Source organism: Nostoc favosum CHAB5714 (assembly GCF_020829495.1).
Taxonomy (GTDB): Bacteria; Cyanobacteriota; Cyanobacteriia; order Cyanobacteriales; family Nostocaceae; genus Nostoc; species Nostoc favosum.
Genome location: NZ_JAIVFQ010000049.1, coordinates 16,000 through 31,176, shown reverse-complemented (window position 1 = coordinate 31,176; position 15,177 = coordinate 16,000). Strand labels below are relative to the sequence as shown.

Below are 15,177 nucleotides of genomic sequence, written 5' to 3'. Positions count from 1 at the left end.
GACTTGTGATTTCTGTTACTAACTGTGAATTTATATTCAATTTGACGAGAAGGCTGGTTCTACAGTAATTATTGGTTTTTTAGGGGAGCAAGTTCTTGCTCCCCTTAATATTAGAGAATAGTGAAATTAGCGGCAGTGAGCGTTGTGGTACTAATGCCAGTCAGCGTTGCCAAGATTTCATCAGTAGCAGCCACTATGATGTTGTTACCAGTGAAACTTAGTTGATTGAAAGTCAGACCACCAGACAAGCCAATCAAATCGTTGCCCTTGCAGAAGTCGGTAATAATATCAGTACCTTCTCCATCAGTGAAGACAAATTTATCCTTGCCATTACCACCTGTGAGGATATCGCTACCAAGACCACCGCACAAGAGATCGTTACCATTGCCGCCATTGAGGGTGTCTTTGCCATTACCACCGTAAAGGTTGTCTTTGCCATTGCCGCCATTGAGGTAGTCATTACCAGGAGTGCCGTGGAGGACATCATTGCCGTTGCCACCTAAAAGGCGATCGCCCACTTGGATAGTAACCTTAGCAGTGCTGGTGAGTTGACCATCAGTGATAATGTAGTTGAAACTGGCCGCACCACTAAACCCGTTATTTGGGGTAAACACAATAAAATCATCTGCCGAGTTGCTGGGAGTGCCGTTATTTTTCAGCAGCGCAGTACCCTTGGTCGCACCACTGATATCAGTTATGCTGAGGTTGGTGCTATCGATGTCAGTATCATTCGCCAGCAGGGTATTAGCTTGAATGTTCACAGCAGTATTTTTGGCAGCCGTAACAGTATCATTGACTGCAATTGGTGCGTCATTGACTGGCTTAACGTTCAAGTTAAAAGTAGCAGTAATGTTGCCGCCATTACCGTCAATGACAGTGTAGGTAAAGCTATCAGCGCCGTTGTAATTGGGCTTGGGTGTATAAATAAAGTAGTCGTCGCTGGCATCCCCTAGAGTGCCGCTGTCGTTTAAAGTCAGTGTGCCGTTGGCAGGATTGGTAAAATTACTAATGCTTAAGATATCGCCATCAACGTCTGTATATCTGCTCAAGATCGTCTTAGCAAGGATCTTAAGAGCGGTATCTTCTTCAGCTACGGTCGTAGTCGTAAAGCCAAAGATGACGTAGCTTTCCCCAGCATTGGAGGCACGGAATGCCCCGATAATCAAGTCATCCAAGCCGTCGCCGTTGATGTCTCCAGCACTACTAACAGAAGAGCCTGAGTAGTCATCCATATCAATGCCGTTGATTACGAAGCCGTTGCTGCCATTGAGGGACGAGAGGTTGAGGCTAGCTCCATAGCCATTACTGCTGCCAAACACTACGTAGCTCTTCCCAGCACGTTGCTTGCCGTTGGGGTCGGCACCTCTTGCCCCGATAATCAGATCATCGAAGCCGTCACCGTTGAAGTCTCCGGCACTGCTGACTGATTCGCCTGAGCGGTCAAACAGATCGCCTTTGATTACGAAGCCGTTGCTGCCATTGAGGGACGAGAGGTTGAGACTAGCTCCATAGCCATTACTGCTGCCAAACACTACGTAGCTCTCCCCAGCAAATGACTCGGCATATGGTGTCCCAATAATCAGGTCGTCGAAGCCGTCGCCGTTGAAGTCTCCGGCACTGCTAACGGAGAAGCCTGAGCGGTCAAACGGATCAATGCCGTTGATTACGAAGCCGTTGCTGCCGTTGAGGGACGAGAGGTCAAAACTGGCTCCAAAGCCGCTGCTGCTGCCAAACACTACGTAGCTCTCCCCAGCGTTTAACTTGTCGTTGGGGTTGGCATTTATTGCCCCAATAATCAGGTCATCGAAGCCGTCACTGTTGAAGTCTCCGGCACTGCTAACGGAGCCGCCTGACAAGTCATAGTTATCAATGCCGTTGATTACGAAGCCGTTGCTGCCATCCAGGGACGAGAGGTTGAGGCTAGCTCCAAAGCCTTTGCTGCTGCCAAACACTACGTAGCTCTCCCCAGCGATTGGGTAGTTGAAAGCAAAACGTCTCCCAATAATCAGGTCATCGAAGCCGTCACCGTTGATGTCTCCGGCACTGCTGACTGATTCGCCTGAGTAGTCACGCTCATCAATGCCGTTGATTACGAAGCCGTTGCTGCCGTTTAGGGACGAGAGATTGAGGCTAGCTCCAAAGCCACTGCTGCTGCCAAACACTACGTAGTTCTCCCCAGCACGGTCTTTACCGTTGGGGTCGCCACCTTTCGCCCCGATAATTAGGTCATCAAAGCCGTCACCGTTGAAGTCTCCGGCACTGCTCACGGATAAGCCTGAGTAGTCATCCATATCAATGCCGTTGATTACGAAGCCGTTGCTGCCATTGAGGGACGAGAGATTGAGGCTAGCTCCAAAGCTGCTGCTACTGCCAAACACTACGTAGCTCTCCCCAGCACGGTCTTTGCCGTTGGGGTCGGCACTATATGCCCCGATAATTAGGTCGTCGAAGCCGTCACCGTTGATGTCTCCAGCACTGCTGACTGATTCGCCTGAGTTGTCATTTGCGTTAATGCCGTTGATTACGAAGCCGTTGCTGCCGTTGAGGTCGGATAGGTTGAAAGCAGAAATTAAGGCGGGTGCGTCATTCACGCCGTTGATGGTCAGGTTGACGCTAGCTGTACTGGTAAAACTGCGATCGCTAATAGTATAGGTGAAGCGATCGCTGTCGGTTTCATTTACACCCAAAGTTTCAAATCGACCGTTGGGGTTGTAAGTAAAAGTGCCATCAGCATTGAGAGTCAGTAAAGCACCAGAACTTAGGGTAATAGGAGTGCCAACAGTCACCGTACTACCATTGACATTTGTCACCGTTAAGGGATTGCTATCTGGGTCGCTGTCGTTGGCTAAGACTGAAATGTTAAGGGCAGTATCTTCGTTAGTAGTAGCTGTGTCGGCAACTGCGACTGGAGGTTGATTAGGAGTTGTAGTAGTGGCAAAGCCAAAAATGACGTATCTCTTTCCATTACCTCCATAGTAGATTCGATCAAAACCTTGCCCGATACTCACGTCATCAAAGCCATCGCCGTTGAAATCTCCGGCACTGCTGACGGAGTAGCGTGAGTAGCTATCTACGTTAATGGCTTTAATCCCCAAGCCGTTGCTGCCGTTGATATCCGAGAGATTGAGCACTGCTCCAAAGCCACTGCTGCTGCCAAACACTACGTAGTTCTGCTCAGAATATTTTGCGCCGATAATTAGGTCATCAAAGCCGTCACCGTTGAAATCTCCGGCACTGCTGACCCAGGAGCCTAAACCCTGACCTGGATTAATGGGGTTGATTACGAAGCTGTTGCTGCTGTTGAGGTCTGAGAGACTGAGGACTGCTCCAAAGCCGCTGCTGTTGCCAAACACTACGTAGCTCTCCCCAACAGTCTCCGGTCCGCGGATGTTATTTGTTGTCCAGATAATTAGGTCATCAAAACCGTCACCGTTGAAGTCTCCGGCGCTGCTGAGTGTTCCATCAATGTCGTTGATAAAGCCGTTGCTGCCGTTCAAAGATGAGAGGCTAAAGACCGATTCAAAGCCACTGCTGCTGCCAAAGACCACGTAGCTCTCCCCAGCAAATGACTCGGCACCTGGTGCTTCAATAATCAGGTCATCGAAGCCGTCGCCGTTGAAGTCTCCGGCACTGCTAACAGAGGAGCCTGAGAAGTCACGCTCATCAATACCATTGATCACGAAGCCGTTGCTGCCATTGAGGTCGGAAAGGTTGACAACTGCTCCAAAGCCTTTGCTGCTGCCAAACACTACGTAGCTCTCCCCAGCACGTTCTTTACCGTTGGGGTCGGCACCTGTCGCCCCGATAATCAAGTCGTCGATGCCGTCACCATTGAAGTCTCCGGCACTGCTAACACGGGAGCCTGAGTAGTCACCCTCATCAATGCCGTTGATTACGAAGCCGTTGCTGCCATTGAGGGACGGGAGGTTGAGAACTGCTCCAAAACCGTTGCTGCTGCCAAACACTACGTAGGTCTCCCCAGCAGATAACTGTCCGTTGGGATCGGCAAACGATGCCCCGATAATCAGGTCGTCGATGCCGTCGCCGTTGATGTCTCCGGCACTGGTGACAGAGGAGCCGAAATCTTCTTCACTTACATTGATAACGAAGCCGTTGTTGCCATCCAGGGACGAGAGGTTGAAAACTGCTCCAAAGCCGCTGCTGCCAAATACTACGTAGTTATCTGCTCCCGCCTTAAGAATCAGGTCATCGAAGCCGTCGCCGTTAATATCTCCGGCACTGCTGTCGGTGCCGGCTCGGCTAGAGACATCGATCGCAAAACCATTGTTGCCATCGAGGTCAGAAAGGTCGAAAACTGCTGGATTAGGTGCCATTATTGTTGATTCCTCTGAATTATAAATTTTGATCCGATCCCACCGTCACTACCCGCCGAATTTCGTCGCTGCGAAATCCGATCGCCATTGGACGACGTACCCCCAAAAGTGCTACCACGTCGTACAATTCCAGTACCACCCCTTCTATTCGCAGGGAATGGACAATATCGCCGCTTCTCAGGTCAATCACTAGTAACCCACAGCGAGGCTCAACGTTTTTCTGTTGCAATTTCTCGTCTAGGGGTAAGCCGCTAAAGGTCTTGTTATGCCTGGGTTGGGAAATTCCCACTACCGCAAAGTCGCCATGAAAAACACAACCGCGCAGATATCCCGGACAGAAGGCGACTGGTTCAAACACTCCCCGGTTTAAGTCGGCAAAGCCAAACTCTCCCGCGCCTGAGTTGAGCAGCCAGAGTTTTTCCTGATGCCATCGGGGGGAGTGGGGCATAGACAACCCCTGCAACACGATTTCATTGCTTTCTACGTCAATGACACAGCCGCCATTTGCCCGATGCTCCCGCCAGCCTTCTCCCACATCTGACTGGCTGACGACAGTGACGTATTTGGGTTTTCCTTGCTGCATTGCCAACCCATTCAGGTGACATCGATCTTCTGCCGCTAGCTTGCTGATAAAGGTTGGTTGCCATAAGGGAACGAAACTGTGGGTTTCGCTGACTGTTGCCAAACAACTAAATAAGGTATTGACAAATACTAATTTTTGTGAGTTTAAATCTTCTTCTGCTCTACTCAAAGCGATGTCGTGAATATCCAAATCTCCCGTCACATAACTCATCTGGGGCAAATAAAGAGCATCGTAGCCTTGGTGGTTTTGTCCGGGTTGGATGATATTTTCAAATCGCCACAGTTGGTACAGGGAACTCATGTAGAGGCTGCTGCCATTGGCATACAACCCCATGCATCGCTCAAAGCTACGTTCAAATACAGATAATTTGCCGTTTGGTTGCAAGCCGATAAAGAATAACTTCCCCGCTTGATAGGTAGTGAAGGACAAACTGAGGTTTTGCTCATACAGCCAAGCAGTAAACTGACGAGAAGCATTGATTTCTAAAGATGGTTTGTTAATGGTGCTTTCATTGGGATTCACTTGGTTTTGACTCCTTAATAACTCTGGTGTTCGGTCGGTGATAATTTCGCCGCAGGGCACGATGCTCCTACTCTTGGACTAAGCTACGCAATATACCAGCAATAGAGGTTCCGTCATCTGCTTTGAGCGATCGCACTCGACACATTTCGTAGCCAGTGGTTGCTCATTTCAGGAATCTACCAGAGTATTCTCGGAGTCCTTTTAAAACAATAGATGTTTTTGTAACATAAAAGTATATTTTATGTAATCTAAAACTTAAAACTTCCAATATCTGTCTAAAGATAGATAGCTTAGTACAGCTTTGCGTAAAATCGTAGCGTTTTTAATGCAAGGGGACGCATTGGCATTGTTAGCCGATGCATTGGCATTGTCAGTCGATGCATTGGCATTGTTAGCCGATGCATTGGCATTGTCAGTCGATGCATTGGCATTGTCAGTCGATGCATTGGCATTGTCAGTCGATGCATTGGCATTGTCAGTCGATGCATTGGCATTGTCAGTCAATGCATTGGCATTGCAGGGTATTGCCAAATTTAATTCGCTACGAATTAATAAAATGCTGTACTTAGTCAATAACTAAAATTCTCTTGGGCGGACTCTGCATCTTGACAAAAAAATGAGATGGACATCTTGTCCATCCCACAATAAAAAAGAGAATTTTTGTCATAAAACGCTTTGCCTTGCTTATATTTAAGCTAAAGCGCTTCCCCTAAGTTAAATGTCTCACTATTTAATAATGAGTGCCGGTTTTGCGATGGTTAATGGCAGTCACAGCATCAGGCTTGAGTAATTTACCTTCATCCACAGTTGCATACACAACCCAGTGATCGCCACATTCCAGACGTTGGTTGACTGAACATTCCAAATATGCTAGAGCGTCGGTGAGAACGGTACAGCCGTTATCTGCAACTGCTGTACTAAAGTTGGCAAATCGGTTTTCTCCAGGCGCAAAAGATTTACGAAAATGCTTCATGTAATCTTGATGATTGCCTTCAGGTAGAATATTTAAGGCAAACTTACCGCCTGGATACATCAAAGATTCGATCGCTCGGTCTTTGGCGATCGCAACAGTTAATCCGGGTGGGTTGAAGGTGGCTTGAGAAACCCAAGCGCCTAACATTGCGGTAGACACTTCTCCTTGTTTAGCTGTCACCACGCAGACGGAACCAACGATCCGACCAACAGCCTGTTCTACTGGAGTAGCCGCTTGTTGTGGTACGCGTACCTTTTTAGCCTTTTTCAGTGCTTGGGCAAAGTCAGTACCTAGTTCTTCACAGAATTTGAGAGTGACATCATCAGGTTTAAACTTCACCTTCAGGGTGTCAAAACCAAAGCGATATCCAGCATCCCGGAGTTTACCTTCAATTAAGTCAAATGCTTCGCCACTCCAGCCGTAGGAACCAAAAACCCCAGCGAGTTTGCTATTGTCACCGCTTGATAGCACAATACCTAAAGCTGTATGAATGGGAGTTGGCGCATGACCACCGATGGTAGGAGAACCAATGATAAAACCCTCTGACTGTGCTAGGTTGATGCGAACTTCATCAGGAGTAGCAAATTCACAGTTAATCGATTTGACTGCAACTCCACCTTTAGTTAGTCCCAGAGCGATCGCTTGTGCTAAAGTCGCCGTATTTCCGTAAGCTGAAGCATAAAGTAGGGCAACAGAAATCTCGCGATCGTTGTGAGAACGGCTCCACTCTGCATAAGCTTTAGTGAGTTCGATTAAGCTGGTGCGTACCAAGGGCCCATGACCCACAGCATACATTCTCACCTGCAAATCTGAGATTTTCTCCAAAGCTGCTTGCACATGAGGAATTTGGGGAGCCATTAGGCAGTTAAAGTAATAACGCTGGTCTTCTTTAAGCGCTTCCCAGTTATCATCAAACACTTCATCACCACAGAGATGAGTTGCAAATAACTTATCTGTGTAGAGAATTTGGGTTTGCTGATCGTAGGTACAAAGTCCTTCCGGCCAACGCGGACTGGGAGTGGGCAAGAATTTCAAAACATGACCCTTGCCTAAATCCAGAGTTTCTTTCCCCCGCATCACCAAGACTTTCAAATCATGATCTAGGAAAGCAGCACGCAAATTGTTCGCACCGGGAAGAGAACAGACAAAAGTTACCTGTGGTGCTAGTTCTAAAATTGCTTTGAGGGTTGCAACTCGATTGGGACTAAAATGACCCAGGATTATATAATCCAAACTTTGCAAATCTAAAGTCTGCCGCAATGCCTCTAAATAAATTTCGGTAAAGCTTTCTGGCGGTGGATCGATAAGTGCGGTTTTATCAGCTTCAATTAAATAGCAATTGGAGGTAGTACCTCTTTCAAGTGCATATTCAATTTCAAACCGCAGACGTGACCAACTACGTGCTTTGATCGCCTTAGTATTTGTAGCAATTGGTAAAACTTGTACGTCGCGTGGCTTGGAATTGGTCATAGCTGTTAAAAGTTGGCGAATTGGGAATTGGGCATTGGGCATTGGGCATTGGGCATTGGGCATTGGGCATTGGGAATTGGGAATTGGGAATTGGGCATTGGGGAAGATAAGGGGGATAAGGGAGACAGGGAAAATAACTCATTCCCTATGTCCCATGCCCCATGCCCCATGCCCTATGCCCCATGCCCAATCTTTAGTAGTAATTACCTACTTTGCGATGGCGAACGGCTGTCAATCCATCGTTTTTGGAGACACGACCTTCTTGGACGGTGCAGTATAAAATCCAGTGGTCGCTGCATTCCATGCTGCTCTGTATTTCACATTCCATGTATGCCAGAGCATCAGTTAGAATTGGGGAACCGTTTTTCGCGGTTTGAGTTTTCACCCCAGCAAATCGGTCAGCACCGGGATGCAAGCGCTTGAGAAAGTGTTTCTTGAGTTCTTGATAATTGCCTTCTTCCAAAACGTTGAGGACGAAGCGATCGCCTATTTGCATTAAGGAATCAATGGCGCGGTCTTTAGCAACGGCAATTGTCAATCCTAAGGGTTGCAAACTCGCTTGCGTTACCCAGGATGCCAGCATTGCACTTGAGGCATTATCTTTTTTAGTGGTGACTATATACAGTCCACTGCTAATCCGACCTAATGCCTTTTCCATGTTGACATCAAGGGACTTGATTTGCTTGATGTTGCGATCGCGCACCAGCAATTGTCCGATGTCTTTACCCGCTTCTTCACACAACTGGAATGTAGATGCGGTGGGAGCCTCTTTAATCCGAATGGGTGGGAAAGCTTCTTTGATGCCAGAGTCAAGAAATTGTCTGCGGAGTGTATCAATGGGTTCATCATCCCCACCGTAACATTCAAACAGCCCAATAAATTGCTTGTTCTTGGCGACAGCTAGCACCGAACTGATACTAGCTTGGGCGGCGGCGGAAGTAGTCGGGGGCATACCAATAATGATGCCAGATGCTCTCCCAGCTAGTTCTTGAATTTCTTGGCTCTCAGCAGTACTCAGATCCAGTACTTCTACCCCAATGCCAGTTTTCAGTATACCTTCGGCAATTGCGTGACCGAGGCGTTCGCCATAGCCGTAATCTGAGACAAAAAACAAGCCAACTGTTGTTTCTGCTTTAGCTTGTTTTTGGCTCCAATTTTCGTAGCACCCGGTTAGAACATCTAAATGGTGGTATAATAATGGGCCATGACCGTTGGCGATAATATTAATCTTTCCAAGATCACCCATCCGCTTCATCGCATTCAGCAGCGAACGAGCGTTAGGGCCCATCAAGCAATCGTAGTAAAATCTAAAATCAGCTTCGATCGCTTCTAAATCTTCGTCGAAGGTGCGATCGTCACAAAAATGCATCCCAAAAGCATCACAGGTGTAGAGAATTTGGGTTTTGCGGTCAAAGCTAAAGATTGTATCCGGCCAGTGCAGGTTAGGCGCACTCACGAATTCCATTTCGTGACCTTTACCGATATCTATGCGATCGCCGGTTTTTACAACCCTCTTTGAGAAAGGATCGTGAACTAAGCCTTCTAAAAACTGAAGCGCAACTTTTGATGCTAAAACGGTAGCTCTAGGAGCTAACTGAAGAACATCTTCTACTAAGCCGCTATGGTCTGGCTCTGTGTGGCTGACAATTATGTAATCAATTGTTTTGGGGTTGACAAGACCTTTTAGAGTCTCTAAATACAGATCGCGAAACTTCTGGTGAGAAGTATCAATCAAAACTGTTTGTTCACCCCTAATTAGATATGAATTGTAGGTTGTGCCGTTTTGCAGTCCGAATTCGATATCGAAGCGATCGCGGTCCCAATCAAGAGAGCGAATCGCCGTTGTGTTAGGGGCAATTTCTACAGTTTGTATAGTTAGCCGATGTTGAACGTTCTCTGCGTGGGCGTAGCCGGTCGTAGACATCGCTACCATTATTCGTCTCCAAGCGCAAATTAACAGGTTTTTCTTCTGCCCCCATTGTCCCTATTATTTTTTTTTTAAGTTGTAATGAATATCAGTTTTTGAAAAATTTAACTTGTATCAATTATTGCTGTTTTTTAGCAAAAATTATGACTCAAAAAATATACTAAATATTAATTTATTCCTCAGGATTTACTGAGTATTTGATTTTGCTATTTATTTGATTTTATCCTAATTCAAAAAGACCATACTTATTATATTAAAAATTTAAATAACATATCCAGAACTTTTATTGTAACCTTTTTTTTGACATGAGGTATGAATGCTAAGGAAATAACAGGGTTCACAAACATATTTTATAATTGTGGTATAAAATATTGAGATGTCGCAAAATCGAGGTATTAATAGAATAGATTTAAATATCAATCATCTATCAATCATCAAAAGTTACTTTTTTATAAAACCCTTTTTTATTAAGTAGGAAAGGTAGGAAAAGTAGGAAAGGTAGGAAAAGTAGGAAAGGTAGGAAAAGTAATAAAAACTTTATCTCCGTTTTCATCGCGCATCAAATAACCTGTTAGCACTGTTTTTTATAATGGATATATAATATATTTTTGTCTCAACCAAGAATATTGTCATGTGAAATATAAACTTTATGTAAAGCCGAGAAAACAAATATTTGTATGGAGATAATGAAGACAAATTTCCATAGATGACGAGGATAAAAAGAAACTAGGCTTGTATATCTTTTCCTGGCTATTCAAATGTAAACTAGCTTACAAATCATTTTTAAAGTTTCGATAAATCTCCGTAAGCATACGAATAATCTAATAAATTTAATGATACAGTCCTTGATTATGGGCTTTAAACATTAATCAGGACAACGCCAATAAATTCTTATTGTCATAGCTGAAAGCTACAGCTTCTGACTATCTAAGAAATTTGCCTATACATGTTAATGGTGTCATTTATGATGTACTTAACTTTTTATAAAAATCCATTCTCGATGATAAATTGCAAACAATGATTACGTGTTCACAAGCCAATACTTCTCGCGTAGCAGCCTTTTAGACGCCGACATCCTTAATGCTTATAGTTCAGCTTTTAAAACGTGCTATTAAATACGTAAGCAATTAAGTATATAGGCGTGAATAGACATAAAAAAATGGCAAAAATTGACTGACTGTGTAAAAGGTTATTGTTTATGGGATGCCGATTAAAAGTCTTTCTAACTGACGAACAAAAGCTGACTTTAGAAGAGTTAAGAAAAGCCAAAGATGTTCCACAACGTACCAAGGATCGTGCTCAAGTTTTACTGCTGAATACTCGTGGCTTAAAAAATGAGCAAATTGCTAAAGGCTTGAACTGGGCGATTTCAACAGTACGTCAAACCCTTCATCGCTGGGAAAAGATGGGTTTAGCAGGTCTTTGGGATGCTCCTGGTCGAGGAGGAAAACCCCGATATTCGGAATCAGACTTGGCTTATTTAGAAAATTGTTTAGCTCAAGAGTCACAGACTTATAACTCTAAACAATTAGCAAATAAACTGGCATCTGAGCGTCAAGTCAACTTGAGTGCAGATCGATTACGACGGGTACTTAAAAAAAGGGGAAGGAGGTTTGGAAGCGCACGCAAACAACCCCAAGAACAGAATAATTAATAGGACTTACCACGAGTTACGGAATAACGAACCGCAGAGGCGCAGAGAAGCCAGTGCGCCCTTGCGGTTCCCCGACTTGAAGCAACTGGCGCGACACGGAGAAATCAGAGTTTGAGAGATATTTTGCGTAAGTCCTAATTAACATGAGTTCGATAAACCTCTCCCTGTCTTGAACTTTTATTCAAGTCTGTCCCTCTCCCCCGTCGGAGCTACGGTGTATACACAAGTCCTAAAATCCTTGCCTGGTGAGATACAAGCTTTATTGGGCAAGGTTTTGAGTTAAATCTTGCTGATTATCAATAGTGTCAGATAGATTATAGCGGTTCTCGGTTGAGTCCAACACACTTTGGTAACATTTGACTAGCGTGTATTAATCAGATTTTTATGAAAGCTTACGACCAAGACCTGCGTCAAAAAATTATTGATGCTTTTCGGAATCGAGAAGGTTCATATCGAAAGCTGGCAAAACGCTTTCATGTAAGTCTCAGTTTTATACAAACGTTACTAGGACGCTATTTAGACACAGGAAGTATAGAACCATTACCCTATAAAAGTGGTAATCCACCCAAAATAAGAGAGGAACATTATCCAGTTTTACAAAAATTGGTAGAAGAGAATAATGATAGCACTCTGGAAGAATTATGCGTACAAATGGAGTTGAAAACTCAGGTAAAAATTAGTCGCTCAGGAATGAGTAAAACGTTACAAAAGCTCAAATTGACCCGAAAAAAAAACCTTACACGCAGCGGAGCAGGATACGGATAGAGTAAAAAAATTGAGACAAGAGTTTTGGGAAATTATTCGTACATTTGACTTGAATAATTTGGTTTTTGTTGATGAATCTGGGGTGAATATAGCTATGACCAGACTGTATGCTAGGGCGTTAAAGGGGAAAAGAGCACATGGCTCTCGTCCAGATAAACGGGGTAAAAATGTAACTATAGTTGGAGCGATCGCAATGCGTGGAATTGTTGCGGCAATGAGTTTTAAGGGTGGAAATGATAAAAATGCATTTGAAACTTATATTAACCAAGTTTTAGTGCCTAATTTATGGGAGGGAGCTTGTGTAGTAATGGATAATTTTAGCTCTCACAAAGTCGCAGGTATCAAAGAAGCTATTGAATCTGCTGGTGCCCATCTCATTTATTTATCACCCTACTCACCAGACTTTTCTCCAATCGAGAACTTTTGGTCAAAAGTTAAAGAATTTTTACGTTCACAAGAAACGAGAACTTACCCCGATTTAGATAAAGCTATTACAGATGCTTTAGAAACTATTAATTTAAGTGATATTGTTGGTTGGTTTAAACATTGTGGCTATTGTATTGCACCCAACTGAGAACCGCTATATTGATAGAGGTATAACGGAAAATCAAAGGTTTTAAAAATAATTTTCCGTTCTTTTCTGTCCATTTGATTCCCAACTCGACTTGTGTATACACGGTAGCCCGTCGGAGAGGGACACTTTTGCGTAATAAACAGGAGTCAGAATACAGAATTCAGAATTGATGAATACTCTACCCATAAAGCAATACGGTTTAGTTAAGGTTAAAAACTAAATCGGCGTAGGTTGGGTTGAGGAACGAAACCTAACATTATCAAGCCTTTGTTAGGTAAAGCTTATGCTCAACCCAACCTACTATTCTTCTTAACCCAAGCGTATTGACCCATAAAGGGATAGAGTTTTAATGCGAAAATTTTTAATGCTAGTTTCGCCCACCCAACGGCTTGCTCAGGGCATCGTCAGGAGCGAAAGCGCGTAGCAAGACGAAGTACGGTTTTAAACCAATATTTAGACGCTCTCTACTAGACGCGCAAGGGACGCGGACTGGTTGGTGCAGCCTCTTCAAGAGTTGAGCCTGCGCCAGCGAGTCGTACAAAATTCATACTGAATTCTGACCTGAGGCGCAGCGTCTCCGGCTTTGCTCCTAAGTTCTGAATTCTTCTTATAAAACAAAATCCACCTAAACATTAAAGTGTTTGGCGGACTAGTTAGTTATTTTTAGTGGATCCGAGCAGAGTCGAACTGCTGTCCAAATTGGGTATTAACCCCCCGCTCATTCACAGGTTTAGCCTTTCTGATCCTCAAGGCGGGAATCGTTCATTATCCCGAACGTAGGATGCTCTGATTTAATCTTAGCTAGCAAGCCAACCAGAGAACGCTTACTAGAGCATCCGTTGGGGTTTGGTCTTCAGTCCTTAACGGAGTCAAACTAAAGACGCTCGAACCTGTAAGAGGTGTTTAGGCAGCTACTTGAGCTTCCCGACGAGCAAATCTAACGATGTTATTCGCATTTACTTTTTTTTCGAGCCTTTGATTTCCGAGAGGAGACTCACTCTCGACCTGAATCACAGAGCAGCGTTCGCCAACCTGTCGAAACCGTGACGGACCCATGCGCTTCATAATCTAATTATAATACGCGGTTTTGAAAATGTGTTATCGGGCAAAAAATTTTTGGTTCATGTCAGTACTACTGAGAAACACATGGTATCTTTATAGGAACTTGGCTCTAGACCATCAGTATAGTTGGCGCATAGGGTGATGTCTTTGTAGCCGTTTTCCCGTAAACACATCATAAATTCGTCGCGTCCAAACCCCCGTATGCCGTTAATGTCATCTATCAAAGTCTCAAATACTAAAAATAGCCAATTGCTAATCTTAAAATAATTAGCAATTGGCTATATATTACAACGCACTACAAATAAATAATTAGCTATACCCTAAGTTAGTGCTTCAGCACCACCAACAACTTCTAGGAGTTCCTGGGTAATTGCAGCTTGTCGGGCTTTGTTGTAAGACAGGGTGAGGGTGTTAATCAATTCACCAGCATTTTCACTAGCATTACTCATGGCTGTCATCCGGGCTGCTAGTTCACTAGCCGCCGATTCTTGCAGCGCTCGCAATAGCTGGTTACTCAGATACAGGGGCAACAAAGAATCGAGAATCTGCACTGGATCTTGCTCGAAAATCATGTCAGGAGCCAACGTGCGGACTTGGTTAGTCACTTTCTCCCGCTCGACTTCAAATTTACCACCACGGGTTGTCAAGCGGAAGATTTCGTCATCGCCTGCTTCTAGTCCTTGCGGATCGAGGGGCAGTAAGGTTTGTATCACAGGACGGGAGCTAACCAAGGAAAGGAATCTGGTGTAGATTAATTCGATGCGGTCAACTTCTTCCGAAAGGAACAAGGAAAGTAGTTGGTCGGCAATCTGATTGGCTTCTGCTGCGGTGGGAATTTGCTCTAAGCCGCTATAGGTAGCATCAATAGGCTGATCTCGGCGTTGAAAGTACTGCGTAGCTTTGCGTCCGACTAACACAAATTGATAGTTTAAACCTTCTGCCTTGATTTCTTTGGCGCGGTTTTCTGCACGACGGATAACGTTATTATTGTAGCCGCCGCATAGACCGCGATCGCCTGAAATTACCAATAGCCCGACTGACTTAACTTCTCTTTTTCTCAGCAGTGGCAGGTTTGCTTCTTCAAACCGCAGGCGGCTTTGCAAACCATACAATACTTGTGCCAAGCGATCGGCAAAGGGGCGAGTCGCTAGCACTTGTTCTTGCGCCCGGCGCACTCTAGCTGCCGCTACGAGGCGCATGGCTTCTGTGATTTTTTTGGTGTTTTTGACCGACTGAATGCGATCGCGTATTGCTTTTAGATTGGCCATATTCTTGAGTTAGGAGTTAGGAGTAGAGACGCGATTAATCGCGTC

The 15,177-nt window shown here is 44.7% G+C and carries 10 protein-coding genes and 1 other RNA gene; 4 read left to right on the top strand and 7 right to left on the bottom strand.

From position 1 onward, the window contains the following. Positions 1 to 110: 110 nt before the first annotated feature. Both LC586_RS25030 and LC586_RS25025 read right to left on the bottom strand, forming a co-directional pair. Entirely contained in the window at positions 111 to 4,334 is a 4,224-nt protein-coding gene (locus LC586_RS25030; RefSeq protein ID WP_229487453.1) for a beta strand repeat-containing protein, read from the bottom strand. A 19-nt stretch (positions 4,335 to 4,353) separates the two neighbouring features. Next, entirely contained in the window at positions 4,354 to 5,499 is a 1,146-nt protein-coding gene (locus LC586_RS25025; protein WP_229487451.1) for a TIGR03032 family protein, read from the bottom strand. 265 nt (positions 5,500 to 5,764) lie between these two features. Between LC586_RS25025 and LC586_RS25020 the strand changes: the two genes are divergently transcribed. After that, positions 5,765 to 6,019, top strand: coding sequence for a hypothetical protein (locus LC586_RS25020; protein WP_229487449.1), 255 nt, complete (start codon positions 5,765 to 5,767; stop codon positions 6,017 to 6,019). Between the two features lie 150 nt (positions 6,020 to 6,169). On the opposite strand, the gene LC586_RS25015 is transcribed toward LC586_RS25020, so the two are convergent. From LC586_RS25015 to LC586_RS25005, 3 genes are read right to left on the bottom strand one after another with little or no spacing between them, the layout of a single operon-like run. Beyond that, positions 6,170 to 7,882 carry a diflavin flavoprotein gene (locus LC586_RS25015; protein WP_229487609.1) on the bottom strand — a complete coding sequence of 571 codons (1,713 nt, stop codon included), beginning with the start codon at positions 7,880 to 7,882 and terminating at the stop codon, positions 6,170 to 6,172. A 5-nt stretch (positions 7,883 to 7,887) separates the two neighbouring features. Next, positions 7,888 to 8,052 (bottom strand): hypothetical protein, encoded by a 165-nt coding sequence (locus tag LC586_RS25010; protein ID WP_229487447.1) that lies wholly within the window; start codon positions 8,050 to 8,052, stop codon positions 7,888 to 7,890. A gap of 23 nt (positions 8,053 to 8,075) precedes the next feature. Next, positions 8,076 to 9,815 (bottom strand): diflavin flavoprotein, encoded by a 1,740-nt coding sequence (locus LC586_RS25005; RefSeq protein WP_229487445.1) that lies wholly within the window; start codon positions 9,813 to 9,815, stop codon positions 8,076 to 8,078. Positions 9,816 to 11,007: 1,192 nt separating this feature from the next. On the opposite strand from LC586_RS25005, the gene LC586_RS25000 reads away from it, so the two are divergent. The 3 genes from LC586_RS25000 to LC586_RS24990 all read left to right on the top strand — a co-directional run bounded on the left by LC586_RS25000 (position 11,008) and on the right by LC586_RS24990 (position 12,802). After that, positions 11,008 to 11,463, top strand: a complete 456-nt coding sequence (locus LC586_RS25000; RefSeq protein ID WP_118167290.1) for a helix-turn-helix domain-containing protein — start codon at positions 11,008 to 11,010, stop codon at positions 11,461 to 11,463. Between the two features lie 384 nt (positions 11,464 to 11,847). Beyond that, positions 11,848 to 12,228: a helix-turn-helix domain-containing protein gene (locus LC586_RS24995; RefSeq protein ID WP_229487443.1), complete on the top strand. Its 381-nt coding sequence runs from the start codon at positions 11,848 to 11,850 to the stop codon at positions 12,226 to 12,228. Between the two features lie 10 nt (positions 12,229 to 12,238). Continuing rightward, positions 12,239 to 12,802: an IS630 family transposase gene (locus tag LC586_RS24990; protein WP_229487441.1), complete on the top strand. Its 564-nt coding sequence runs from the start codon at positions 12,239 to 12,241 to the stop codon at positions 12,800 to 12,802. A gap of 664 nt (positions 12,803 to 13,466) precedes the next feature. On the opposite strand, the gene ssrA is transcribed toward LC586_RS24990, so the two are convergent. Both ssrA and LC586_RS24980 read right to left on the bottom strand, forming a co-directional pair. Next, positions 13,467 to 13,856, bottom strand: a transfer-messenger RNA (tmRNA) gene (ssrA, locus tag LC586_RS24985). 328 nt (positions 13,857 to 14,184) lie between these two features. Then, positions 14,185 to 15,132, bottom strand: a complete 948-nt coding sequence (locus LC586_RS24980) for a F0F1 ATP synthase subunit gamma (RefSeq protein ID WP_229487439.1) — start codon at positions 15,130 to 15,132, stop codon at positions 14,185 to 14,187. Positions 15,133 to 15,177: the final 45 nt, after the last annotated feature.